The following is a 24381-nucleotide window of genomic DNA, read 5'->3' as shown; positions in this document are numbered from 1 at the left end:
CGCTTAGAGATATTCTAGGGGAAATATCCATTTGACGCAAGAGGGGAATCGCGCCAAGCAGGGTAATTAACGAAAGGGCGTAGAGGTGCGGGTGCGGTGCGGATGCCCCAATGCGCGTCCCCATGGGGATGCAGGGCAACCACAGAGGAGACGTGGTACAATGCTGCTCCATGAGCGAATCAACGACTGTTCTTGTCACTGGGGCGGGGGGCTTCATTGGAAGTCACCTTGTCGATCACCTTGTCCGTGCCGGATACCGCGTGCGTGCCTTCGTCCGCTACACCGCCAACGCCGAAAAGCGTGGCAACCTTGCCGATCTCCCGCCAAACATTCTTGCTTCGGTGGAACTTTACGCCGGCGACATCCGCGACACTGGGGCGGTGGATCAGGCGTTGGCGGGCGTCGATACGGTCTACCATTTGGGGGCGATCATTGCCATTCCCTATTCCTACCGCCACCCCGAAGAAACCGTCACCGTGAACGTCACGGGGACAATGAATGTCCTTCAGGGGATGCGCCGCCGAGGGACGCGCCGGGGGGTGATCGTCTCCACCAGCGAGGTTTACGGCTCGGCGCTCTACACGCCGATTGACGAAAAGCACCCCCTTCAAGCGCAGTCGCCCTATGCCGCCACCAAGATTGCCGCCGAGTCGCTCAGCCTAAGCTACCAGCGCAGCTTTGGGACGCCCGTCGTCGTTGTTCGCCCCTTCAACACCTTTGGCGAACGACAAACTGCCCGCGCCGTGATTCCGACGATCATCAGCCAAGCGCTGTGGCGGGATCGCGTGACACTTGGGACGTTGGATACCTACCGCGATTACACCCACGCCGCCGATACCGCCGAAGGGCTGATCGCCGCAGCCCGCGCTGATGCCGCAGTGGGGACGGTGGTCAATCTCGGCACGGGGGTGACCGTCCAAATCGGCGCGTTGGCTGAGCAAATCATCCGCCTGGTGGGGCGACCCGTCCCGCTGCAAGGGGGCGAGGCAGAGCGCCTCCGCCCGCCGACGAGCGAGGTCTTGAAACTGCAATCGGACAACCGCTTAGCAGCGTCACTCATCGGCTGGCAGCCGACGATCTCCCTTGAGGAGGGCTTGCGCCGCACGATTGACTGGACTGCCGCCCACCCCGAACGCTTTGACCCCGAACGGTATCAAGTCTAGCGATGAGCCGTATGACGCCGCCACTTCGCGCAGTCCTCATGTGTGGGGGCTTGGGGACGCGCCTCCGCCCCTGGTCGTATGTGATTCCCAAGCCGATGTTCCCCATTGGCGAGCGTCCCATCCTTGAACTGTTGTTGGGGCGCTTGCGCAAATACGCCATCACCGAGATTTACCTCTCGCTTGGCTATAAGGCGGAATTGATCGAATCCTATTTTAAGGATGGGCGGCATTTGGGTGTGACACTCCATTACGTGCGCGAGGAGTCGCCGCTTGGTACGGCGGGGGCGCTGCGCCTGCTGCGCGATCAGCTTGATGCGCCGTTTTTCATGCTGAACGGCGATTTGGTCACCCGCCTTGATTTCCGCGCCATGCACGCCTACCATGAGGAGCGCGGGGCGATGCTCACCGTTGGGACGCGCCCTTACACGGTGACGATTCCCTATGGGGTGATCGAAGGGACGGAGGGACGCATCACCTCGCTGGTTGAAAAGCCGACGCAAACCGTCCAGATCAACGCCGGAATTTACCTGATCAATCCTATTTTGTTGGATGGCATCCCCGCCAGCGGGCGCTATGACGCCACCGAGTTGATCAGCGCCGCGATGGACGCCGGACAGCCCGTTTACCACTACCCCATCCGCGAATATTGGATGGACATTGGGCGCTTTGAAGATTATGATCAGGCGAATACCGACGCCCAAACATGGCTGAACGATGAGCTTGGCGAGGACGGATCGCCCTGATGGATCGAGACACACGGATCGCCCTTCTCTTGTTGGTTGTCATTGGCATCGTCGTCTACGGCGCGGGCTTGACGATTCGTTCATTCGTGGGGCGCGATTACGGGGTGATCCCCACTGTTGCCGTTTTGCCCACGCTCCCCCCTAGCTCCACCCCCACCGAGACGCCGCCGCCCACCTTCACCCCTGACATTCCGCCCACCGAGACGCCGACGGCAACCTTCACCGGAATCCCAACGGAGATTTCGACGGATGCCCCAATAGAAACATCAGATTTTACTCCTAGCCCAGAAATGACGGGCGTCCTTGCTGGAGCAGTGGGCGTCGTGCTTCCCACAGACCCAGTGACCGAGACGGCTGCGGCACTGATTAACACCGAGATTGCCTTTGCCACCGCTGCCCATTTCACCGCCGTTGCCGCCACCGCCGCCGTGACACTCACCCCACAACCGACGACGCTGCTCCCCCCAACGCCGCATGTCACACCGCCCTCGCCGCCGCCCGCGCCAACGCTGACACCCACCATGCCGCTTCCCACCCCGTCGGAGATCACGGCAGTGGTCTTGGCGGATCGCGGCTTGCTCTTGCGGACGGGTCCGGGCAAAGAATACGCGGCGCTGGCGACGATTTTGAAAGGTGCAGTGGTTGACGTGCGCTCGCGCACGGAGGATTCGGCATGGGTCAGTGTGGAGGTACGCGGAACGATAGGCTGGATGTCGGCTGAATTTTTGCAGTTCTCGGCAGATGTTGGCTTTGTGCCGATAGAGGGTGCGGAGGTTATTGCCGCGCTGCCGAAAACGCGCCCCTGCATCAGCGTGGTGGGCGATTCGCTCGCCTATGGGGAGGTCATTTTTGAACTGCCGGGCGTGGGCTTCATCAAGGTGAAGATGTCGCCCTTCAGCGATTACATCCGGGGAGAGTTGGAAACACTGCGGGCGCCAGGCTACGAGGTTCGGGATCGAAGCTATCCCGGGACGGGGATCAGTTCCCCGAAGCACCTCTCCTTTTACGAAACCTCCATCTACCAAGATCTGCTGCGGGATCGCTGCGCCTTCACCATTGTCCTGCCCTGGGTGAACGACCTCAGTTCGGGCGTTGATCCGGCGGTTTCGGCGGAGGAACACGCCCGCCGCCTGACAGAATTCGCCACCCGTCTGCTGCAAAACAACCCACAGGGAAAAATTGTCTTTGGGAATTATTATTTTGGAGCGCCAGCGCCCTTTTCCTCGGCAATGGCGTATGGCTTCACGCCCAATGCGATCACGCTCTTTAACCAAAGTATGAAAGCTGCCTGCACGCTTGGCGAGTTAAGCAAGATGCCCAACGTGTTGTGTATTGATGTCGCCCCCGCCTTTCAAGAGGTGGGCAGCCGCTATGTGGTTGGGCAAATGCCGCGTTCGGAGGTGGACGCCATGACAACACGCCGCCTGACGCCCGACGAACAAAACCTGTTAGAGTATTACAGCCGCACCTTCCCCGGTGCGCCGCTGAACGGGGATGGGATCCACCTCAGTTCGCTTGGCAAGCGGCTGTTGGCAAACTATTTGTTGAAGGTCAGCCTGAAATTGAATTAGGGGGAATCCGGCGAACGCCCCAGGGGGTGTCCCTACAGGGTGCTGTCTATGAGATTATATAGATGGCGCGTCACCGCCGCGTGTTTTCGTCCTTTTCCGCCAGCGCCAAGACCAATGCCCGAAAGTGTTCGCCGCGTTCCTGAAAATCGGTGTAGGCGTCGTAGCTTGTCCCCCCCGGACTAAGCAAGACCACATCCCCCGGCTGTGCCAACTCCGATGCCTGTTTTACCGCCTCCTCCAGGGTGGCGCAGACGTAAATATCTTGCAATCCGCCGCCAAACAGACGCGCCGCCCGCACATATTGGGCAATAGTCGCCCCGTGTTCGCCAAAGGTGACAAGGTATTTCAAGCGCTGTGCGGCAAGTGTCGCCATTTCTGACCATGGCAGTTTTTTATCCCGCCCGCCGGCTAAGAGAATCAGCGGTTCGTCAAAGCTGCGCAGCGCGGCAACCACGCGCTCTGGGGCGGTGGCGATGCTGTCATTGACATAGGTCACCCCGCCCACCGTGCGGACGATCTCCAAGCGATGGGCAACGCCCATGAACTCGCGGATCACTTCGCGCATTGCCTCAATAGGGACGCCCACTGCTCCGGCAATGGCGCACGCCGCCAAGACGTTCGAGACGTTGTGTTCCCCTCGCAGTTTTATATCATCCCGCACACAGACGACATGGGGCTGACGGTCAGGTGAGCCACGCCCGACGACCATCAGCCGGTTGCCCGCCAAAAACGCGCCGTCACTGACCATCTCATGAAGGCTGAACCAAACGATCTGTCCAGGGAGGTTTTCACCGAGAGTGTGCGTCACCGGATCGTCATAGTTTAGGACGCACACATCATCGTCGTTTTGGTGGGCGAAAATCTGTGCCTTCGCCGCGATGTATGCTTCCATCGTCCCATGCCGATCCAAATGGTTGGGGGTGATGTTCAAAATGGCGGCAATGTGCGGCGATTGGGTCATGAGTTCCAATTGAAAACTGGAAAGTTCCATAACCACGCGGTGATCGGGGCGCATGTGATGGACTTTATCCAACAGCGGCTCACCGATGTTCCCGCCGATCCACGTTTTTGGATTCAGCTTCGCCACCATCTTTCCGACAAGTGTTGTTGTGGTTGTCTTGCCTGCGCTCCCAGTGATCCCAATCACAGGGGCGGAACAGCGCTCTAGAAAAAGTTGGGCATCATTTGTCAGGGGAATCCCGCGCTCTTGCGCCGCTATACAGACGGGGATCGTCGGATCAACCCCCCCACTGAGGCAGAGCGCGTCGCAATCGTAGAGAAGGTCAAGGGGATGTCCCCCCAGTGTGTACTGGATGGGAATATCGCTGAACTCCATCGCCACCTCAACGAGATCGCCAAACTTGCGTTTGTCCGAGACAACAATGGTTGCGCCAATGGCGTTCAGCCAACGGGCAACAGCCTGCCCTTGCCGAGCAAAACCGAGGATAACCACTGTTTTACCAGTGAGTGGATCGTGTGTCATGGGTCGTGTTTCGGTTAGAAAATGCTTTAGAACGAATTATAGACTGAATTTTCCTTACCGTGCATCGTTCGTTGGGAGATCGGCGAGATCAGCCAGATCGGTGGTGGGGTCGTCGCGGTAAGCGTGACGCTGCTGCGCGGCGATAACCTCGGCGTAGTGCGTCTCTGCCCATTCGCTAATGGCATTGATTGGCACAAGCAGCGATCTCCCTAACGCCGTCAGACGGTATTCCACTTTGGGCGGCACTTCGTGGTAGATGATACGCTCGACAATCCCCGATTGCTCCAATTTGCGCAACGTTTGGGTCAGCATTTTCTGCGTCACATCACTGATTAAGCGTAAGAGTTCCCCATTGCGGCGCGATTCATGCTTGAGGGCAAAGACAACCAGCAGCGCCCATTTATCGGCAATGATCTTCAAGGTCATGCGCGAGGGACAGGTGGGCGTCAGCACATTGATCAGCGATGGTGAATCCGAGGTGTTTGGCATAGGCATTCTTCCTATGGTTACCTTTGGATAGGTACATTACAAACTAGTGCGTACTATACAGCGTGTAGTGTACCCCATAAAATGTCCCTTTGTAAAGTGAAAGTCCAACATGAACAGAGGAAAGCAATGTCTAAGATGAATCGACGTGCGTTTTTGACAGCAGCAGGGACGGCAGCCGCGGTAGGGGTATTTGCCCAACTGTTCTGAGCCAACCCGTTGGGTGACTCCGTGCGCAAGGGAATGGGCGGCTGGCGATGATGGGGCAGGTGTGGCAAGTGGCGGCGGGTCCGCTGACGATCCATACCTATGAGAGGGATCGGCGTTGGTCACCTCGCACATCATTGAGACAGAGAAAAGCCTGATCCTTGTCGATACGCAATTTGTGCAAGGTTTTGCGAAGGAAGTTCGCGCCTACATTGAGAGTCTGAACAAGCCGTTAACTTCAGCGATGTGCCGTTTGTCAGCACGCCAGTCGTAGCGCAAGGCGTTGCCGATGCTATCGCCGCTGGAACAGTGCAAAATCTTGTTGGCTTGTTTGGCGAGGATGGCGTGCCGAAAGCCCCCCGTGTGCCGGAAGGGACACTCACTGGCGCATCGGCAACGCTTGGCGGGGTGGCATTTGAGTTTGATGTGTTTGACAACGCCGAAGCGCCACAGCAGCTTGTGATCAAGCTCCCCGAAGCGGGCGTGATCATCATCCAAGACTTGCTCTATAACAATGCCCGCTTTTACCCCGGCGCGGATCGGACGAACTGGATCACCATCTTGGATGGGCTGCGCAAGTTGGAGGGCTACAACACCGTCCTTGTGGGGCATGGCGCACCGACAACGCGAGGTGAATTCGATCACGGCATTGAGTACCTAACCTATGCCAACGAACTGGTGGCAAAGACAAATACCGCCGAAGACATCAGCAGCAGGTTGGCGGCGCGTTTCCCCAGTTATGGTGGGACGCTGCTCCTCTCGTTTTGGGCGCAGTTCTTTCTCGCCAAGTAGGGGAGCCCCCTGAGCGCGTCCGCACCTGCCCGCCGCTAAAGCAGCGGGCTAAGAGTACCCGCCCCTACGGGGCTTGGAAGGCAAAACGGCACGCCTGTCTTCGGTTTTTAGGTCCCAACGGGGTGATCTGCTCTAGCGTGGGGCTTTCAGCCCCGCGTCTGACTGCTGTCACCCGCCCGCCATCGCCCCCACCACGCGAAAAACCTGTGCGCCCGCCACAATGTCCGCTGGCAAGGGCGCATCCGGTGACTCATCTGAGAAATCTTGCCCGCAGGCAAAAAAGCGAATAAACGGACGGCGCTTTTTCGTGGCGAGATCACGAATCGTCCCCCGTAGCATTGGATAGCCCGTCTCTAGGGCATCCAAGACAGAACGCAGCGTGATTGGCTCATCCACCTGAAGCACCACTTCGCCCTCAACCCGCGCCAACGTGCGCAGATGTGCCGGAAGAACAACGCGGATCATGGGAGGATTTGCACCTCAACCGAGAGTACGGGTGGTAGGTCGCGCACAATCGGCATCCACGTATCCCCTGAATCGCTTGATCCGTAGACTTGCCCGCCTGTTGTGCCGAAGTAAACCCCGCACGATTCAAGCCGATCCACCGCCAGCGCATTGCGAAAGACGTTCACGTAACAATCCCTTTGGGGCAAACCGTTCGTCAGCGCCTCCCATTCGTTTCCCCCCGTCCGGCTGCGATAGACGCGCAGCTTCCCTTCCGGCGGGAAATGAAGGGTATCACTTGTGATGGGGACGACATAAACCGTCTCTGGTTCGTGGGCATGAACGGCGATAGGAAAGCCAAAATCACTGGGCAAGTTGCCGCTAATCTCGTGCCATAACTCCCCGCCGTTGTCCGTGCGCAGAACATCCCAATGTTTCTGCATAAAGAGGACATTTGGGCGCGAAGGGTGCATGGCGATGCTGTGAACACAGTGACCAACATCAGCGTCACCGTCGGGGAGTTCCCATTCCGACCTTAGCCCGCGATTTACCGGCAGCCATGTCGCCCCCCCGTCATCGGTGCGGAACGCGCCCGCCGCCGAAATAGCGACAAACATCCGGTTGGGGTTATCGGGCGTTAAGACAATTGTGTGAAGGCACATCCCGCCGGCGCCGGGCTGCCACAGCTTCCCTTTGACGCTCCGCAAACCAGAACATTCTTGCCATGTTTTGCCGCCATCAGCAGAATGAAACAGGGCGGCATCTTCCACCCCCGCATAAAGCGAATCGGCGTCGGTGAGAGAGGGCTCAATATGCCACACACGCTTAAATTCCCAGGGGTGCTGCGAACCGTCATACCATGTATGCGTTCCAGCCACCCCCTCATAGGCGAACTCATTCCCGACGGTCTCCCATGTTTTGCCGCCGTCATCGGAACGCTGCATAATCTGCCCAGACCATGCATTCGATTGGGAGACGTAAATCCGCTTGGGGTCGGCAGGCGTCCCCGTGATATGGAAGATTTCCCAACCGCCAAAGTGCGGACCGTCCACCTTCCATGTTTTACGCCCCTCGTCAGAGCGTAGAACGAATGCCCCTTTGCGTGTCCCAACCAACACTCGTACTTCAGACATATGCCATCCTCCCCAAAAGCGATCCAACTCATCGCTAATGATAGAATTTTTGTTCTCTCTTGTCAAGCGGTCTCGTTCTAAATAGCCAGGTGGGTCGGTACGTTTGTTCAAAGGCTAGTGTGGGGAATGGGGTTTTCCAAGCCCCGCAGGGGGGGACGTTATTCATCGCCCGCTCCTTTTACAGGCGGGATCAGGCGGAATGGGCGAGGGCGTAATGGATTGCGTCGCTACGGGGTGCAGGAGGCATTTTAGATCAAAATGTAAAATATATTTGACATAATGAATTGTATATCATACAATGTGTTAAGTATAGTTTACCAATCGTAAAGCAGACCAGACAAAACGAGGGTGCAATGTCTTTTCAAGAAAAACGCAGCATTGTGTCGCTTCTATGCAACATTGTGATTGCGCTAGGGTATTTTCTCTACCTGTTTCAACGGGTAGAAGACGGCGGGGCAGCGGTGCGCGACGACCTGCGCTTTTGGGCAGCCGCCATTCTGATCCTCATTCCGGTGTATGTCGTCTTTCACATCGTTTTTCAGGTCATTTTCCTCGTCATCTATGTGGCGGCAACAGGGGAAAAAGACCTAGACCTGACCGATGAATTCGACAGGATGGTCGAATTGAAATCGACACGGAATTTCTACCATATGTTCATGGCAGGTTTTCTGTTCTCACTTGGGGCGGTGGTTGCTGAGCAGCCCGCGTATGTCATGTTCCTCGGTGTGTTGGCGGGGGTGGTCGCCGCCTCCATCGTCCAAGACCTCTCTCAGTTTTTTTACTACCGTCGGGGGGTCTAAGATGCCAAAGTCACCGATCAGCAACGGCATCCGCAAACTACGCTTTGATCATAACGAAATGACCCAGCAGCAGTTGGCTGACCGCGTAGGGGTGACACGGCAAACGATTGTCGCCATCGAAAAAGGGAACTACTCCCCATCATTGGAGCTTGCCTTTCGGATTGCGCGGGTGTTCAAGCGCCCGCTGGAGGAGGTCTTTTCCTTCGAGGAAAACGAGGGCGAGTCCTAAGGCGGCTCAGCCCGCCACACTGAATCAGACAGTATCAGACAGTATGAACCAGAAAACAATCACAATCAGGAGACCGACGATGAAAGCCATGATTACTACCGCCTACGGATCACCCGATGTTTTGCAGAAACAAGAGGTTGCCAAGCCAACACCGAAAGACAACGAGGTACTGATCGCGGTACGGGCAGCCTCTGTCACCCCCTCCGACAGCGCCTTTCGCAAAGGAGAGCCGTTCATTGTCCGGCTGCTCTATGGGCTGCGAAAACCGCGCTTGTCTATCGGTGGGGTTGAGTTTGCTGGCGATGTGACCGCTGTTGGGAGCGCCGTCACGTCGTTCAAGGTCGGCGATGCCGTGTTTGGGATGAGTCCCGATCACTTTGGCGCTCACGCCGAGTATATGACCCTTGCTGAGAACAAGCCCATGATCGGCAAGCCAGCACACCTTGCCTACGAAGATGCGGTGGCGATCACTGATGGAGCAACCACCGCCCTCACCTTTTTACGGAATGTGGCACAGATCAAGCCCGGACAAAAGGTGCTGATCAACGGCGCATCGGGGGCAGTGGGTGCGGCGGCGGTGCAGCTTACCAAGCAGTTTGGGGCAGAGGTCACCGGTGTATGCAGCACGGCAAATGTGGCGCTGGTGAAGTCCCTCGGCGCAGATCATGTCATTGACTACACGCGGGAGGATTTCACCCACCAGCGGGGGCGCTATGATGTGATCTACGATGCCGTTGGAAAAAATTCCTTCAAGCGCTGCAAACGCGCCCTGACGAAAAAGGGCATTTATATGACCACCGTTCCAACGCTTGGAGTCATGTTCCAAATGCTGTGGACGGGGTTATTCGGCGGCAAAAAAGTGAAGTTCACGCCGGCGGGGCTCAAGCAGAACAAGGAGAATCTGATCTTTCTTGCCGGACTGGTTGAGGCGGGCAGTTTGCGCCCTGTCATAGACCGCTGCTATCCGTTAGAAGCGCTTGCCGAGGCGCAGCGCTATGTGGAGACGGGCAAGAAGAAAGGGAATGTTATTGTGACCGTCGTTGCATAAATAGCATCCCCCCCGTAAGAATGCGCCCGTTTCGCATCAGTCGACAGGGTAACCCATCCCTCCGCTCCTTGCGGGGGAGGGGAGATAGGCGTGAGGGCATTTCCCCCCTTTCACTATGATTGGATCACCGATAGATGTTCACCAGATCAGCGAGGGGCGCTTATACTTCGCTTCAGCCTTTTGCTGCGGAGCGGTTGTCTTAAGCGGCATACTCAGCGGGCTGTGCAGCGCGGTGAGCCTTATGAGACGGGCGAGTCCCCGCCCCGACGATCTATCTCCCTTGGCGGCGAGCTGCCCAGTTGAACCGTGCATTTGGGGCTTGTCGCCCGGCTATTCGCCCTGAGGAGCGGCGCAAACATTGGCAGAAGAAATACCCGACACCCGCTACTACACAAATTACTTCATTTTGCCGCTTACCCGTCGCAGCGAAATTGCCGTCTTTCGCTCCATTGATAAAATTTCCGTTGGGCGGATCAACATCAGCTTGCCAGAGAATACGGCTATTTCTGTTGGGTGGATTATCGCCCAATATGGACAGCCCTACGGGATCACCCTTTATGCCCGCTCTCAAATGATCACCCTACGTTACCCCTTCATGGTGGTAAACACAATGATGGAAGATTGGCGCGTGGTGGCGAATGCCACTGTAATGAGTTTTTTTATCCACGATCCCCACTTCCAATTGAAGGTCTACACAAACCCCTGCCTAGACCGGATGAGCAGCCGAGATGCAGTAAACCGTGCATGGCGCGGCTTCACGAATGTCTATATCTACTTGTTTCGGGATTTTCAGAGTACGGAGTGAGGGCGGGCGTTTCCCAAGCCCCACAGCTTTGGCGGAGGGTGGTGCGGGCGTCCCTGCCGGAGGACGGCTGACACCCATCCCCATTTTGGGTGATCCATGTCACTTTTTCCCCACGCCAAGCAGAATCTCCCCTACAATGGCAGGGAAAGGAACATGCCTTCGGGAACACCTATGAAACACCCACTCATCGTTTGGGGAATACTTCTTTGCGTCGGTGTGCTTGCCGCCTTTGCCCTCATTCTGAGTGGAGCGGCGGGGGGAGCGCCCGCTCAAAATGCCGCCCAACTCACCGCCGAATGGTGCGCCGCCGCCACCAGCCAAGCAGGAAGCTATGTCATGATTTGGGATATGTGGGGGACGCCCACCCCCACCCCACTACGCGGGACGCCTAACCCCACCGCCACACCAACGCCCGTCGGCGTGACAGGCGACTCCGAACGGGGGAAGGCACTCTTTTTCACCAGCGCCCAATGCAGCGCCTGTCACAGCGTCGCAGCGGGTGAAGATCGCGGTCTGATCGGCGTCTCGTTGGGGGGGGTTGCCGTGCGGGCAGCAGCAAAACGGAGCGGGATGAGCGCCGCCCTTTACCTACGCGAAGTCATTTTGAATCCACTGAATGTGTTCCCTAGCACAAAACCGGGCGTCATGCCTTTTAATTACGCCCAAACCCTCGGTGTGCAGGGGGTTGAAGATATTGTTGCCTATCTTTTGACCCTACGTTGATCGTAGATTAAGGAAAATCGTGTAGGATTAAGGGCGATTGAATTGCAGCATCGCCGCACCAACCCAATCACGATGTTTTTAACATCCGATCACATTGGAGGGGACACCATGCCCGATATTGTTGCGGACGGAATCGAGATCAGCATTGAGAATGATCATTGGCGGCTCTATAACCAAACCGGAGCGAACAGCCTAACGCCCTTTTTCAGCGCTATGCGTGGCGACGGCTTAGTTCATTACATGCCCCAGTTTGGCGAACATCGCGGCTTACCCGGCGACAAGATGGCGGTGGAATACATCAAGGCGGTGGTCGTCGGCTTTGACGAGCGCTTCAAACGGTGGGTACTTGGCTTGCATATTGCCACTTCTCAGGAGGCAAAACCCCGCTTTGTCGAACTTGTTCATTGGAATTCTTCCGAAAACCCACAGTTTGCCATTGATAGCCATAGCGCGGGGCGCGTCCTTGCCGAATACCTCCGCTGCCCGCTGAAACTATTTGGGGTGAAGAAGCCCACCCAAGCCCCAGGCAACCCCCGTGCCACAATGACCGGACCCCTTGTTCCCCATGATCGGGAGGATGTTGAATTAGGTGTCGTGCGCATGATGATGAATGATGTGGAACTGCCCCTTACTCTGAACAACCTGTGGGTGGGCATTGCCGGAAACCTGACTATTCGCATCCCCCGCGAGGCTACAGACAGCGGCAAAGGCGAAGCGCCCGCCTATCAACAAGTGATCATCGATAAAAATGCCCAGACCATTCGTCTTGTTCCGCCAACGGGCTTACTCGGCATGTTTTTTGGCGCAGCGGGGCGGAGCATCTCCTTTAGTCAGGTGCGCAACATCGAAATTCGCCATACGATCACCCTTGAGTCAAAAGTGGAACAAGGGCAAGATGGCTTGGCGGTGGATGTCACCTTCACGACGCATACCTTTGGCGTTTACCTCACGCTGCCCGAAGAGGCGCTGCTGCTCCTCCAAGCGCAACACCTCACCTCTAGTGAGTTGCAGCGCCGCCGCCTGAAGATGAACACCGGCGCTCGGACGGATTTAGACACCTCGGCAAACGATATGGCATATATGCGCGATCATGCCCGCGACCAAAAAGCCTTTGAACGGGTGCGCATCTTTGCCACCCGCACGGCGGTGGCTATCGCCAGCACGCTAGAACGCCCGTTGGTGAAGACGAAAGTGGGATCAGAAATCTGAGGGTTTCAAAAACAAGGGACGCCGCCTGGGGCGTCCGACGTCTACCCTTACCCTTCAGCCGGTAGTTTGAGCGGGATCAACCCGCTGGCGATCTCGGCGCGATGGACTTCCAACCATGGCGGAAGTTGAAGCGTGCGTCCCAACCCATCCAACGGCTCATCCACCGCAAAGCCCGGTCCGGCAGTGGCAATCTCCACGATATGCCCATCGGGGTCGCGGGTGTAGATGCTCTTGAAGTAGACGCGGTTCATCACCGGCGAGACGGGAATTCCGGCGGCGATGATTTTCTCCCGCCACGCCAATTGCGCATCGTCATCGGCAACCTTCAAGGCGAAGTGGTGCGTTTGCCCAACACCCATCCGTGCCATGCGTTTGCCCGCCGCGCCGCGTTCAAAGTACGTGATCAGCGTCCCCGGTGTGCCGCCATTCACCCCCCAATACCAGTGTGCCGAGCCCGGGTCATCGAAATTATCGGTCATTTTGACGCGATCCATGCCCAACAGACCCCGATAAAAAGCATCGGTGCGCTGAATATCGCTGCTGATCGCCGTGATGTGGTGCATCCCCCCTTCAAGTGCCATGTCGGGGGTGATCGTCGGGACGCTTTCGCCCCATGTTTGGGCGCGGATGCGTGCCTCGTCACGGTTGGCAAGGATCATCGCCGGAGGTGGGCTAAGGTGCTGACTGCCAAGCGACTCGGCGAGTTCGTCAACGGCAAACCCAGGGGCAACGGTGGCAATTTCCAACTGCGCCCCGTCGGGATCGCGGAAGTAGATCGAGGTGAAATAGTGCCGATCATACGGACCGTTCACCGCAATGTCGAGATCAGTCAGGCGGCGTTTCCACTTCAAAAGGGCGTCGCTGTTCGCTGCTTGCAAGGCGAAGTGATGCGTCCCGCCCATGCCCGGATAGCCGCGTGGGGCATCGCGCCACTCAAAAAAGGTGATCGCGGAGCCAGGATCGGCATTTTTGTTGCCAAAATAGAGGTGATAACTTGTTGGATCGTCAAAGTTCACCGTCTGTTTTGTGAAGCGCAAGCCCAAGACACCGCTGTAGAAGTCAATCGTTTGCTGCGCATCGGATGCGGCAAGTGTGATATGGTGTAGCCCTTGAATGGTCATCGGTTCGTTGATGTCCTCCCTGTTTGAGAAGCCTCTGCAATAGCCATTGGATGCGCTGAGGGGTAAGGTTCTTTCCGCCGAGGGTGGCGCAGGTGAGAGCGTGATTGCATAAAACGCCCTCTATCGGTTAAAACTAGGGAGTGAAACGTCGCACCTCACTGCCCAATGGAGGAACGCACCGCAATGACCGACAAACCACCACCCAAACCCTCTGGACTGCCACCGCTGCGTCCCTCGCCGCCGCCGCCGCTGCAATCCCCGGCAGAGCGGCTGAAGGCACTTCGGGATCGGTTACAAAACATTGAGAGCGGTGTCGCCAAAAACCGGCTTGAGGCGCAGTTAAAAGGCTTGCAAGAGCGCAAGACAATCATTGACGGCGACTATGAAAAGGCGCTGAGTGCTTATAATCAGGCGCTGGATCAGTTCCACAACATCACCGCCCCTCTGGGCGGGTTGACCTTCCGTTCGGCACTCCAAGCCAATCCGAACCTTGCCGCCTTTGTGCGGGGCGACCCGCTCTGGCTGCGCCTGTGCGCTATACTCTACGGTGGTTATGCCGACTTTGGGACGGCGGAGACGCTGATCGAATACCAAGAGATCGCTGAATTTTTGGGGATGGAATCATTCGCACGCGATCAATATGTGAATAACCCCCTCTATGCCGAGAAGTGGGGTTCAAAGCGTTGGTCGAACGAGGCGGGTGATGACCCCACGATGGTCATGGCGAAATACCTTGATAACGGGCAGGACGGGAAGAAAGAACTGACGAAAATCCCCGCCATGTTCACCCCCGCCCAAATTTACCGCGATGCGGCAAAGGAGATCACCGCCGATATTCTGGCAACGTTGGAAGGACGGGCAAAACCAGAGACGCTCAAAGCGCAGTTTGAGGATTACTGGCGCAGTGGCGGGCGACCTGAACTGCGTGGCGACGCGCTGGCGGCGCTGCTGGCGTTGGGGGTGGATATTACAGCGCAATTGCGGCGTGCGCTAGGCGACCCCAAAGAGGAACTGGCGGGGCGGGCGGCCCTGCGGCGGATCAAAGCGGCGGCGCTTGGTATTCGGGATGCGGTGACGCGCTCCCACCTGACCGGACAAATTTCCCTAGAGCGCCTTGCTGATGCCTTTTTTGCCGAGGATAATGACCCCCAACGGGAGACAGACCTCATCGAAGCGGCGCTGCGCACCCTACTGCGGGCGGGGCGCGTGCCGCTGAGCATCCCCGCCACAAGTTATGCCCGCCACCCCTATTACCTTGCCGAAGCGTGGGCGTATTGGCTCTCTGGGTATGGCGACGATGCGAAATACAATTTCGCTGTCGTGTTGGACACACTTGGCAAAAAGATTGATCCCGTCGCTCCCTTTGCGATTGCCCATCGGGCGCAAAACCTTGCCTATGAAAAACATCCGGGCTGGCGCTTGGAGGCGATCCCGCCGCGCCACACGGACGTGATTGAGGCGTGTGGCGATCTGCTAACGATTATGGAAGGCAGCGCTTACGGGCGGCTGGAAGACCTTGGATCAAGTGGAATATTGGATACGGCAATTAAGCCGCGCCTAAAATCTCACCCCGAACTGCTGATCGATGCCCAAGCCGCCGCGCTGAGCTTTAATGCCGAATGGGCAGCGCAATGCCTGAAGGTGATCAACCCAAAACTGAGCGACTACGCCGAGGGGGAAATCCCTCGTGTGATCATGCGCGAGGCGTTGGGGGAGACGAACCCCGCCATTCGCGCCCGCGCCTTGTGGCGGTTGGGGAACAACCTTCGTCGTCCGATGTTGTGGGATGAATCCCTTCGTTCGGCAGATGCCATTCCCGATGCGCTCCCCCGCGAACGCGCCTATGAACGGCTGTTGCAAGTTGCTCCCCGCCGCGAACGGGGCGGTTTGCTTGCCTCGGCGCTCAGCGCGGCGCGGCAGATTGACGATCCCGAAAACCAAGTGCGGGCATTAGGGCGCTTGGCGGGCTATGAGGAAGAATCACAAGCAGTAGCTGCGCTTTACAGCGAGGCGCTGACCATACTAGAAACGGTTGCCAATGCCCGCCAAAAGGTGGAGACGGCGCTTCTCATCCGCCCCTTCCTGATGCCCTTCCCCGAACTGGCGCAGCGCTTGGCGGCGCTCCTAAACGGTGTGGAGGATGTCTGGCTGCGACAGAAGGCGTCAGGGTTAATTGGCTTGCGGGCGCTGGCAGTTCACCCCACCCTAAAAAATGCGGCGGATTGGTCGCCCTTCATCTTGCTCATGGCGCTGGATGCTGTCAGCGATCACTTCCAAGAAGCGGATGATCTCAACGGGCGGTGGGAGGGGCTGCTTGACCCCTCCACACGGAAAAACGCCCTCCGCGCTTTGTTGGATGCTGGGTTACGCGATGGGTTGGCGCTTTCCACCACCGGAGCGGCGGCGCTCGATGCCCTTCTGATGCGAGATGACACATTGGCATTAGAGGATGTCGCCGTTCTGCTGCCGCTCCTAAAGCTGCCCGATCCGGCGGCGCTGCCCATTTTGGAAAGTTGGCTGCCCTTTGCCAATGCCGAGGGTAAAGGGGCGCTCCACCGCCGCTATGCGGACCACGCCGCCCTTTACCTTGCCGAGTTGACGGGCGTTTCCGAACCAACCGCCGCCGGAGTATTGCGTCTTGTGGCAAGCGCCGAAGATCGCACTCGCTACCGTGCCAGCATCCTCTTGCATGGGATATGGGTGGATGGCAAAAAAGTCAGCCGCGATTACCGCACCAGTTCGTTAGGGATCAACGCCCTGTGGGCGATCTACTACATGGGGGCGCGGTGGATTGGGAAAAACCCGGCGGCGGCGCAAGTCGTTGGTTGGTTCAACTCCAATGTGATTCACGACGATGGTGAAATCCTACGGGAAATTGCCCGCCGTGCCGAAGGCGAGGACGGCGTTAAGCGGGAGATAGCCTTGCGCATTCTCTCTGGCATGGAATACATCACCCCAGAGGCAGCGCGGGCGATGGTCGATGTTTACCAGACGGCACAGACGATGCTCCTAAAGCGGGCGCTGCTTATCGCCGCCTCACGAACACTTCACAACAAGGACAAACTCCCCCAACTGCCTGATGAATTCTTTGCGGCGGTGGATGCCGATGGCGAGGCGGTATGGACAGCCGCCACCACCGAAGTCGAGCAAAGCGGACAGACCGGCTGGTATATGCTAGAAGGGCGCACGGCGGCGGTGATGGACGCCCTTGAGCAGGTGCTTAAGGCAGAAGATGGGGAAACCCCGCCCCCACCGGAGGTGCGGGCGAAGGCAGCAGAGGCGGCGCTGCGTACCCACATGACGCCCATTTACGACGCCAAACCAGAGTCATTGGGGCGTTCCATGTACTACTTCATCGGCGGAACGGATAGCAGCTATCGCCAATCCTTGAACGCCGTGCAGCCCTTCAGCGCCTCGGAAAAGCATCTAAAGGGATTGATGGATTGGCTTTATACTCGCTTGCGTGCGCGAAAAATCCAAGACAAGGTGCGCTATTTCACCCTGACCGCTCAACTTTTGGAGGCGCTGCGGGCGTTCATGGAGATCGCCACGACGATGCCCGCCATCTTTGCCGATTACGCCGATAAACTGAGCGAGAAAAGCGGCGGCGAAACGTTCGACACCCTAATTCGGGAAGCGATCATTGAACATGATAGTTTTTGGGGGCGCGTGTCGGCGGTTTATCTTTTGGGCTACTTGCGAAGCGTCGATGTGAGGATCATCGAGGCGATTCAAGCGGCGCTCAGTGATGTGGATTTCGTCCAAGAGGCAATGCGCGAAACCGCGCCGCATATCCGCAAGATCAAAGGGGATTTGTTGGATGATGTCTTGCCGCCGCTCTTTGCCCTTTTGGAAGGGGAAAGCGCCCTCACTGCCTACATCACCGCAAACTTGCTGGCAGCGATTGGGCGCAGCGAACGGACAAAACCCGATGAGCGGACGGCAATTTTGGCGGCGTTGGCAAGGGCGGTGAAGAATCCCCGTTCGCGCCGAGGGGTGTATATCCTTGCCGGTGGCGGTGGGAAGGAAGACCCCTATCGTCCCGATTACCTGACGCGCCTGGATCAGGCATTGCATGGGGCGTTAGTGCAGATCGCTGGAGGTATCTAGTGGCAGACCCAAAACGTCCCCCCGTGAAGGGCAAACGGGTGAGTTTGTTTGTCACCTGTCTTGTGGACATGATCTACCCTCAAACGGGGATGTCCACCGTAGAGGTCTTGGAGCGCTTGAGCGTCGCCGTCGAGTTCCCCGAAGGGCAGACCTGCTGCGGACAGATGGGCTTCAACGCTGGCTACCGCGAGGATGCCAAAGCGGTGGCGATCCACTTTTTGAAAACCTTCCAGCACGCCGAAGTGATCGTCACCCCATCGGGGTCATGTGCGTCAATGGTGCGCCACTTCTACCCTCAGTTGTTCGCGGAAGACACCCAATGGTGCGGGTTGGCGGAGCGTATCGCGGGAATCACCTGGGAACTCAGTGAGTTCATCGTGGATGGCTTGGGAATCACCGATGTTGGCGCGGCGCTCCAACACCCCGTGACGCTCACTGTTCACGATGCCTGTCATGGGCTGCGGGGCTTGGGTATTCGCCAGCAGCCGCGAACGCTGCTCCAAAATACAGGGAATGTCACCCTTGAAGAACTCTCCGGTTGCGAGCAATGCTGTGGGTTTGGCGGATTGTTCGCCGTGAAAATGCCGGAGATTAGCACCGCCATGCTTGGCGATAAGGTGGCGGCGATAGAGGACAATGTAGCAGAGATCGTCGTCACCTGTGATGCAAGCTGCCTGACACAGATCAACGGCGGGCTAAGCCGCAGTGGGAGTACCAAACGGGTTGTCCACCTTGCCGATCTCCTAGCTGGCAAAGGTGTGTGAGCGCCCTTGAACAGGTTGGGATCATGAAATCGCTGCGGGTGATTCTTGCGGTTGCCCTGTTGGTGATCCCAAGCATTGCTTTGCTGGTGGGGGCAGGGCGCGTTACGGCGGGGCGGACAGCCGATAGGGCAACGGCGACGCCAACGTTGTTTATTCCGACCATCTCGCCGCTGATTTTGACGCCGGAGACGCCGGTCCCGCTGAATGTGACGGTGAACGGGCTTTCGGCGGGCTTGTTTGTGATGATGCCTCCGGAGGTAATCCGCAACGTGCGGGTGATCTATGAGCAAGGGCTTGCCGCTGGACGGAATGCGAATGCCTTCACCAAATTAGGCGACAGCACAATTGAATACCCCTACTTCATGACGCGCTTTGACCAGCAGGGTGCGTACAATCTCGGTGATTACGGCTATCTTCAGGCGACGATTGACCAATTTCGTGGATCGTTTGATTACAACAGTGCGGCGGTGCGGCGCGGCTTGCGCACGAGTATGGTCTTTGATCCGGCGTGGTCGGACGCCCGCTACTGTCGTGGCGATGAGGGTGTTTTACCCTGTGAATTGCGGCGGAAAAACCCCATCGTAATCTTCATCCGTATTGGCTCTAACGAGACGGCAACGGCAGAATACATTTTGGGGAACTTTCGGCGCATTGTTGAATACTGCATCCAACAGGGGGTGATCCCCATCATCGGGACGAAGGCAGACCGCCACGAGGGGAGCGACGCCTACAACGATGTGATGCGCCAAGTGGCGAAGGAATACAGCATTCCCCTGTGGGATTTTGATCTCCTGGCAGGGACGATTCCCGGACGCGGCTTGTGGACGGATCGAATTCACCTGACGAACTTCTATGCTTACGATTGGCGGCAGCCGCGTGCCTTTACAACGGGCTACGGCGTCCACGACCTCTCCGCCCTGATCGCGTTGGATGCCGTGTGGCGGGCGGTGCAGCAGTGAACGAGTATCCGGTGGCAGCCCGCCTTGCCCCTCTGGACTTACTTGGACTTAGAAGGAATAGCGCGGTTCGTTTATGATCACCTTCAATCATTATCCGCTTGACGAAGAAAGATAGAAACCAATGGAAACGCAGACGAATGGACACCACAATGGGCATGAGCCAGCCGATCAGCTTATGCTGAATCGCGGCTTGGCACAGATGCTCAAGGGCGGGGTGATTATGGATGTGGTCAACCCTGACCAAGCGAAAATTGCCGAGGATGCCGGCGCCTGCGCGGTGATGGCCCTTGAGCGCGTCCCCGCCGATATTCGCAAAGATGGCGGCGTGGCACGGATGAGCGACCCCTCGATGATCCTCAAAATTATGGAAGCGGTGAGCATCCCCGTCATGGCGAAATGCCGCATTGGGCATTTTGTGGAGGCGCAAATTTTAGAGGCAATCGGCATTGATTACATTGATGAATCAGAGGTGTTGACGCCCGCCGACGAGGAAAACCATGTGAACAAGCATAAATTTCGCGTCCCCTTTGTTTGCGGCTGCCGAAATTTAGGCGAAGGCTTGCGGCGGATTGGCGAAGGTGCGGCAATGCTGCGCACGAAGGGCGAGGCGGGGACAGGCGATGTTGTAGAGGCGGTGCGTCATGCCCGTGCCGTCCTGCGCGAGATTCGCAAGCTGACGGCAATGGATGAGGACGAATTGTTCACCTATGCGAAGGACATTCAAGCCCCCTACGCGCTTGTTTCCGAGGTGGCGAAGGCGGGGCGTTTGCCCGTTGTCAACTTTGCGGCGGGGGGCGTGGCAACGCCGGCAGATGCGGCACTGATGATGCAGTTGGGCGTCGATGGCGTCTTTGTGGGGAGCGGCATTTTCAAGAGCGGCGATCCGGCAAAGCGGGCGAAAGCAATTGTCCAAGCGGTGACACACTACAACGATCCGAAGATTTTGGCAGAGGTCAGCCAAAATTTGGGCGAGCCGATGGTCGGTATTAATGTGTCGGGTATGTCCGAAGGGGAAAAGATCGCTGGACGCGGTTGGTAAGCGCTTGAGGGGGCAACCTCATCCCCCTCAAAACGTGATTCCCCCTTCTCTCACAGGGAAAAGGGGGAATCGCTGTTGGGGAGATTATGCCACCCCAAACCATCGCACTTGTCACCGGCTAGGGCTACTCACGTCGGAATCCACATTCCCAACCAGCGAATACGGAACCCCCCAATCTTACTGGCTATAATTTTCCCCAAAAACCTCCAGCATCAGCGTGCTAATCGTCTCCCGATTCACCGTGAGGATGGAGTATCCGCCTTGCATCAGCGCCCGAATGTATGGACCATCTACTGCCCCCCGATGGAGGTTGGTGAGCGGTATATCTTTGACAAACCAGCCAATACTCAGCAGTTGATCGAAAGGCAGATCGGTGAGGATGCCTTTGCTCACCTCGCCCCACATTTCGGGGATGCGCGGCACGAGGGCAGCTAAGACCTCGGCTTTTGTCGCCCGTTCGCGCAGGGCAAGGATCACTTGCTGTTGGCGGCGGGCGCGGTCAAAATCACTCGTTTGGTGGCGGGTGCGGGCATATTTGAGCGCTAGCACGCCATCCATGTGAATACGTCCGGCGGGGATGTAGAGCGGATCGTAGCCATAGGTGTAGAAATCGGGGAATTCGGGATCATCGATCTCGGTGGGAACATCAATATCAATCCCCCCAATAGCGTCCACAAGGTAGATCACGGACTCAAAGGAAAGGACAACATAATAATCGATCTTGATCCCAAAGTTGTATTCCACCGTCTCTGCCGCCAAGCCGGGTCCATATCCCGGACGGCGAAGTTCGCCCAAAACATAGGCGGTGTTGATCGGGCGCATCTCGGTTTCGCCAGAGAGCGGAATAGGGACATAAATATCACGGGGGATGCTCAACATACTCAGCCGTCCACTGGTCGGGTCAAGGCTGAGGATCATCATCGTATCGGAGCGGAAGCCGCGCCCTTCCTCGCCAGGGCGTTTGTCCAAGCCCATCAACAGGATGGTGAGGCGCTGAGTGCCGTTAAAGGTCTTGATCTCAACGGTTGGCAAAAGCTCCACTGGCACAGCCTGCAAGCCGCCCGGAGTGGGCGTCTCACCGCTGGCGGCGGTGCTGCTGACCCCCCCAGCGCGGTCAGGGGTATTCGTCACCGTCAACAAGAGAAGGGCAATCACGGCAAGAGCGCCAACAACAGCGAGGGCAATGACGCCCCATGTCCATTCGACTTGGGGAAGGTGGCGGTCTTCTTGGCGGCGGCGGAGTCGTTCGCGGGCGCGTCCGCGATGAGGATCGCCGTCGTCTGCTTCTGGGGGCGGCTGGTGAGGGATGGCAGGGTGATACCAATGCGCCGCTCGCTTGGGCGTACCTTCCCCCTTTGGGGGTTCGGTGTGGGGGGTGACATGCCGCCGTCGTGAACTCGCCACGTAAGCTTGTCCTATGGGTGATTGGTCTCAGCCCTCAATCAGAGGGCGAATCCCTTTGTAAACGGTAGTTCCGGCAAAGGTTTTCAGGATGGTTGCCGCCGAACGTCTCGTCTGCTCGGCAATCTCCAATGGCGTTAGTGGAGTGTTTCCGTTGGCGATAAACAGGCGAAAAACAGCATCGACAATGGTCATCCGGTCGGTGATGAAATTGGGATCTTGGGCGGCTTTCGCCAACGCCTGCTGAAGGGCATCCACGCGGCGGACTTCACCCGTGTTTGGATCGATGAAATCAATCTCTGGTTCGTCTTTCAGCGATTCAAACTGGCTGCGCTGTTCGGGGAGCAGTTGGCTGATCAGCGAACTACGTAAGTCCCGCTCGTCGCGCTCCCACCAGGTGTAATCAATGTGAAATTTCGTGTTCAGCGTTGGTTTCAGCCGCTCACTGATGCGTACAGGGTTATCCACGAACCACCTATCCTTCTGAGAGCCGCCAATAAGGTCCACCCACATGGGAAAATTCCGGGCGCGTGGCTAGAGCGGCAAAGATCGGTCCCGGCGGGCAGCGGCGGAGGACATTGACCGCGCTGTAGAGAGTCTTGGCATGAACAGCGTTCTGCGGGTTAAGCCGCCCCAATTCGGGGATCAGGTCGATCATAATCTCCACCAGCTTGCGGCGGCGGGAACGCATTTGCGACCACACCTCGTCCACCCCATCAATGTCCTCTGCGCCCAAAATTAAGAGTTCATCGTAATCTGCACCTATGGAGCGCTTAAAGTTATCAAAACGAAGTTTCCCCTCTTTGGGAATCGCCAGCCGAATGTATTCTGTGCGTGCTTTGTGCGCTTTGAAGTTGATCACAAAACTGAGCGGCTCGTTCGTTTTGCGGATAGACACAGAGCCGCCCACAGGGAGGCGGTTGCGACGGTAAAAGTCGCTTAGCCCGTACAGGTATTTCGCATCACGCAGAACCCAGACAGGAAAGGGTTGATTCGTCTGCCCATCGATCATCGTCAGCAAAATGCGCGGCGATTCTTCGGAGACAGGGAGCAGTTTCGCCAATGCCGCGCTCAAGCCAAGCGATCCCGTCCGGCGGTGAGGGTAGATCAGGTATGAGGTGACATCGGTCACTACCCCCTCTGGGGCGGGGGCGGGCGAATATTCGTCCGTCAGTTCAGCTTCGAGCATCCGCAGTTCATCGGTAAGTGAGGCAGGATTGTACGGCTCTGGCTGGTATTCCAAACGGGGGGGGATGCGGTTCACCTCTGGCGGGGCAAGCCGGCGCAAGAACCAACGGGCGTGTCCCACCGCGCCAACATTATCGAAGCGCTCATCTTGGGCAAGGGCAACGCTGAGCGAAAACTCACGCAGGGCAGCCGGAATATTGGGGGCAATATCAACCTGTTCCAAAATTTCCACCGTTGGCAGAGGCGCTCCGCCGGCAAGATCAATGACCGCCTCGGCAAGGTGCAAATGCCCCACATTGACTTCCGCCAACAGAGAGCGCAAAAACCACGTATTGCTTATGGAGACCGCATCGGCTTCCTCAACCAGACCGGCTTCAATTTCCTCCATAATCGCTTCCCCATAATCCTCAAAAATGGATTCAACAGAGGGTCGGCGCTGGCGGAGGTAGGTTTCGATGCCGTCGTCGTTGTTCAGGCGGTGCGGAGTGGTGATAGCGCTGGCATATTCACGGCGCTTGCCTGATTCAAACTCCACCTCAATGACGGTGAACGGTCCGTGTTCGGGGTTGTTGCCGGCACGCTCAGCAACGACCTTGCCCATGGCAAAGGCTTGGGCAGGAAAAACAAGCTGTTGCCCTACCATATAGGTATGACGGGGCTGAAAGAGTTCTGCCTTTTTAATCTGGTGGCGAAGGGTATCTTCGGCATCCTTTAAGCGATAATCGATCAGGCTGAGGGCAAGTTCGCGGATGGTGAGCGGGGTCTCCCCTTCAAGGAAACGTGAAAATAGGTGATCGAGATCGGCGCGGGTAAGGCGAAAATTATCCCACGTCGTCGGTTGTGCAGAAACTGGCAACGGCGGCTACTCCACGATGCAATTGGTGAACGAAGTTGTCTGAAATCTCTGAAAGTCGTGTAGGCTATTGTACCGACGATAGGTGGGGTCGGCAATTTTTGCGGTTG

At 57.4% G+C, this 24381-nt stretch carries 22 protein-coding genes; 14 read left to right on the top strand and 8 right to left on the bottom strand.

All coding sequences use genetic code 11. The features are described 5' to 3' along the window. Positions 1 to 170 precede the first annotated feature (170 nt). Genes HS103_18540 through HS103_18530 form a run of 3 tightly spaced genes read left to right on the top strand, consistent with a single transcriptional unit; the run spans position 171 to position 3477 of the window. Positions 171 to 1163, top strand: a complete 993-nt coding sequence (locus HS103_18540) for an SDR family NAD(P)-dependent oxidoreductase (GenBank protein MBE7514795.1) — start codon at positions 171 to 173, stop codon at positions 1161 to 1163. An 11-nt stretch (positions 1164 to 1174) separates the two neighbouring features. Next, on the top strand, positions 1175 to 1906 hold the full coding sequence (locus HS103_18535; protein ID MBE7514794.1) for an NTP transferase domain-containing protein: 732 nt from the start codon (positions 1175 to 1177) through the stop codon (positions 1904 to 1906). After that, complete coding sequence (locus tag HS103_18530) at positions 1906 to 3477, top strand: SH3 domain-containing protein (protein MBE7514793.1); 1572 nt, start codon at positions 1906 to 1908, stop codon at positions 3475 to 3477. Before HS103_18535 ends, HS103_18530 begins: the two co-directional genes overlap by 1 nt. A gap of 70 nt (positions 3478 to 3547) precedes the next feature. Here HS103_18530 and murD read toward each other — a convergent pair whose 3' ends face one another. Further along, positions 3548 to 4960, bottom strand: a complete 1413-nt coding sequence (murD, locus tag HS103_18525) for a UDP-N-acetylmuramoyl-L-alanine--D-glutamate ligase (protein ID MBE7514792.1) — start codon at positions 4958 to 4960, stop codon at positions 3548 to 3550. 54 nt (positions 4961 to 5014) lie between these two features. Then, positions 5015 to 5449 carry a helix-turn-helix transcriptional regulator gene (locus HS103_18520; GenBank protein MBE7514791.1) on the bottom strand — a complete coding sequence of 145 codons (435 nt, stop codon included), beginning with the start codon at positions 5447 to 5449 and terminating at the stop codon, positions 5015 to 5017. Positions 5450 to 5899: 450 nt separating this feature from the next. Here HS103_18520 and HS103_18515 point away from each other — a divergent pair, with 450 nt between their 5' ends. Continuing rightward, positions 5900 to 6445 carry a hypothetical protein gene (locus HS103_18515; protein ID MBE7514790.1) on the top strand — a complete coding sequence of 182 codons (546 nt, stop codon included), beginning with the start codon at positions 5900 to 5902 and terminating at the stop codon, positions 6443 to 6445. 168 nt (positions 6446 to 6613) lie between these two features. On the opposite strand, the gene HS103_18510 is transcribed toward HS103_18515, so the two are convergent. After that, entirely contained in the window at positions 6614 to 6910 is a 297-nt protein-coding gene (locus tag HS103_18510) for a MoaD/ThiS family protein (GenBank protein ID MBE7514789.1), read from the bottom strand. Then, entirely contained in the window at positions 6907 to 8022 is a 1116-nt protein-coding gene (locus tag HS103_18505) for an exo-alpha-sialidase (GenBank protein ID MBE7514788.1), read from the bottom strand. The genes HS103_18510 and HS103_18505 overlap by 4 nt, the downstream gene beginning before the upstream one ends. Positions 8023 to 8375: 353 nt before the next feature. Here HS103_18505 and HS103_18500 point away from each other — a divergent pair, with 353 nt between their 5' ends. From HS103_18500 to HS103_18475, 6 genes are all read left to right on the top strand, one after another. Further along, positions 8376 to 8822: a hypothetical protein gene (locus HS103_18500; protein MBE7514787.1), complete on the top strand. Its 447-nt coding sequence runs from the start codon at positions 8376 to 8378 to the stop codon at positions 8820 to 8822. Between the two features lies 1 nt (position 8823). Continuing rightward, complete coding sequence (locus HS103_18495; GenBank protein MBE7514786.1) at positions 8824 to 9051, top strand: helix-turn-helix transcriptional regulator; 228 nt, start codon at positions 8824 to 8826, stop codon at positions 9049 to 9051. Positions 9052 to 9130: 79 nt separating this feature from the next. Beyond that, complete coding sequence (locus tag HS103_18490; protein MBE7514785.1) at positions 9131 to 10099, top strand: NAD(P)-dependent alcohol dehydrogenase; 969 nt, start codon at positions 9131 to 9133, stop codon at positions 10097 to 10099. A 358-nt stretch (positions 10100 to 10457) separates the two neighbouring features. Next, positions 10458 to 10904 (top strand): hypothetical protein, encoded by a 447-nt coding sequence (locus HS103_18485; protein MBE7514784.1) that lies wholly within the window; start codon positions 10458 to 10460, stop codon positions 10902 to 10904. 171 nt (positions 10905 to 11075) lie between these two features. Next, positions 11076 to 11627: a c-type cytochrome gene (locus HS103_18480; GenBank protein ID MBE7514783.1), complete on the top strand. Its 552-nt coding sequence runs from the start codon at positions 11076 to 11078 to the stop codon at positions 11625 to 11627. 108 nt (positions 11628 to 11735) lie between these two features. Beyond that, the gene (locus tag HS103_18475; protein MBE7514782.1) at positions 11736 to 12836 is read left to right on the top strand and encodes a hypothetical protein; all 1101 of its coding nucleotides are present in this window, start codon (positions 11736 to 11738) and stop codon (positions 12834 to 12836) included. Between the two features lie 47 nt (positions 12837 to 12883). Here HS103_18475 and HS103_18470 read toward each other — a convergent pair whose 3' ends face one another. Beyond that, a complete protein-coding gene (locus tag HS103_18470) occupies positions 12884 to 13957 on the bottom strand; it encodes a VOC family protein (GenBank protein ID MBE7514781.1) in 1074 nt (357 codons plus the stop codon). A gap of 183 nt (positions 13958 to 14140) precedes the next feature. On the opposite strand from HS103_18470, the gene HS103_18465 reads away from it, so the two are divergent. From HS103_18465 to pdxS, 4 genes are all read left to right on the top strand, one after another. Beyond that, the gene (locus HS103_18465; protein MBE7514780.1) at positions 14141 to 18067 is read left to right on the top strand and encodes a hypothetical protein; all 3927 of its coding nucleotides are present in this window, start codon (positions 14141 to 14143) and stop codon (positions 18065 to 18067) included. 23 nt (positions 18068 to 18090) lie between these two features. Continuing rightward, positions 18091 to 18831, top strand: coding sequence for a (Fe-S)-binding protein (locus HS103_18460; GenBank protein MBE7514779.1), 741 nt, complete (start codon positions 18091 to 18093; stop codon positions 18829 to 18831). Next, positions 18828 to 19790, top strand: a complete 963-nt coding sequence (locus HS103_18455; GenBank protein ID MBE7514778.1) for a hypothetical protein — start codon at positions 18828 to 18830, stop codon at positions 19788 to 19790. Before HS103_18460 ends, HS103_18455 begins: the two co-directional genes overlap by 4 nt. A 175-nt stretch (positions 19791 to 19965) precedes the next feature. After that, positions 19966 to 20829, top strand: a complete 864-nt coding sequence (gene pdxS / locus HS103_18450) for a pyridoxal 5'-phosphate synthase lyase subunit PdxS (protein MBE7514777.1) — start codon at positions 19966 to 19968, stop codon at positions 20827 to 20829. 177 nt (positions 20830 to 21006) lie between these two features. Here the strand turns inward: pdxS and HS103_18445 are convergent, their stop codons facing one another. From HS103_18445 to HS103_18435, 3 genes are read right to left on the bottom strand one after another with little or no spacing between them, the layout of a single operon-like run. Next, on the bottom strand, positions 21007 to 22233 hold the full coding sequence (locus tag HS103_18445; protein MBE7514776.1) for an LCP family protein: 1227 nt from the start codon (positions 22231 to 22233) through the stop codon (positions 21007 to 21009). Positions 22234 to 22260: 27 nt separating this feature from the next. Further along, positions 22261 to 22698 carry a hypothetical protein gene (locus HS103_18440; protein ID MBE7514775.1) on the bottom strand — a complete coding sequence of 146 codons (438 nt, stop codon included), beginning with the start codon at positions 22696 to 22698 and terminating at the stop codon, positions 22261 to 22263. A 7-nt stretch (positions 22699 to 22705) separates the two neighbouring features. Beyond that, positions 22706 to 24274, bottom strand: a complete 1569-nt coding sequence (locus HS103_18435; GenBank protein ID MBE7514774.1) for a hypothetical protein — start codon at positions 24272 to 24274, stop codon at positions 22706 to 22708. Between the last annotated feature and the right edge of the window lie 107 nt (positions 24275 to 24381).

This window comes from Anaerolineales bacterium, assembly GCA_015075625.1.
Lineage (GTDB): Bacteria > Chloroflexota > Anaerolineae > Aggregatilineales > UBA2796 > UBA2796.
This window is presented reverse-complemented; position numbering and strand designations above follow the sequence as displayed.

What these genes read in the sequence shown, in the direction of transcription:
- HS103_18530 (MBE7514793.1), top strand. Translation starts at nt 1,906, where the DNA reads ATGGATCGAGACACACGGATCGCCCTTCTCTTGTTGGTTGTCATTGGC.
- HS103_18535 (MBE7514794.1), top strand. Translation starts at nt 1,175, where the DNA reads ATGACGCCGCCACTTCGCGCAGTCCTCATGTGTGGGGGCTTGGGGACG.
- HS103_18490 (MBE7514785.1), top strand. Translation starts at nt 9,131, where the DNA reads ATGAAAGCCATGATTACTACCGCCTACGGATCACCCGATGTTTTGCAG.
- murD (MBE7514792.1), bottom strand. Translation starts at nt 4,960, where the DNA reads ATGACACACGATCCACTCACTGGTAAAACAGTGGTTATCCTCGGTTTT.
- HS103_18475 (MBE7514782.1), top strand. Translation starts at nt 11,736, where the DNA reads ATGCCCGATATTGTTGCGGACGGAATCGAGATCAGCATTGAGAATGAT.
- HS103_18480 (MBE7514783.1), top strand. Translation starts at nt 11,076, where the DNA reads ATGAAACACCCACTCATCGTTTGGGGAATACTTCTTTGCGTCGGTGTG.
- HS103_18520 (MBE7514791.1), bottom strand. Translation starts at nt 5,449, where the DNA reads ATGCCAAACACCTCGGATTCACCATCGCTGATCAATGTGCTGACGCCC.
- HS103_18500 (MBE7514787.1), top strand. Translation starts at nt 8,376, where the DNA reads ATGTCTTTTCAAGAAAAACGCAGCATTGTGTCGCTTCTATGCAACATT.
- pdxS (MBE7514777.1), top strand. Translation starts at nt 19,966, where the DNA reads ATGCTGAATCGCGGCTTGGCACAGATGCTCAAGGGCGGGGTGATTATG.
- HS103_18540 (MBE7514795.1), top strand. Translation starts at nt 171, where the DNA reads ATGAGCGAATCAACGACTGTTCTTGTCACTGGGGCGGGGGGCTTCATT.
- HS103_18495 (MBE7514786.1), top strand. Translation starts at nt 8,824, where the DNA reads ATGCCAAAGTCACCGATCAGCAACGGCATCCGCAAACTACGCTTTGAT.
- HS103_18465 (MBE7514780.1), top strand. Translation starts at nt 14,141, where the DNA reads ATGACCGACAAACCACCACCCAAACCCTCTGGACTGCCACCGCTGCGT.
- HS103_18510 (MBE7514789.1), bottom strand. Translation starts at nt 6,910, where the DNA reads ATGATCCGCGTTGTTCTTCCGGCACATCTGCGCACGTTGGCGCGGGTT.
- HS103_18505 (MBE7514788.1), bottom strand. Translation starts at nt 8,022, where the DNA reads ATGTCTGAAGTACGAGTGTTGGTTGGGACACGCAAAGGGGCATTCGTT.
- HS103_18470 (MBE7514781.1), bottom strand. Translation starts at nt 13,957, where the DNA reads ATGACCATTCAAGGGCTACACCATATCACACTTGCCGCATCCGATGCG.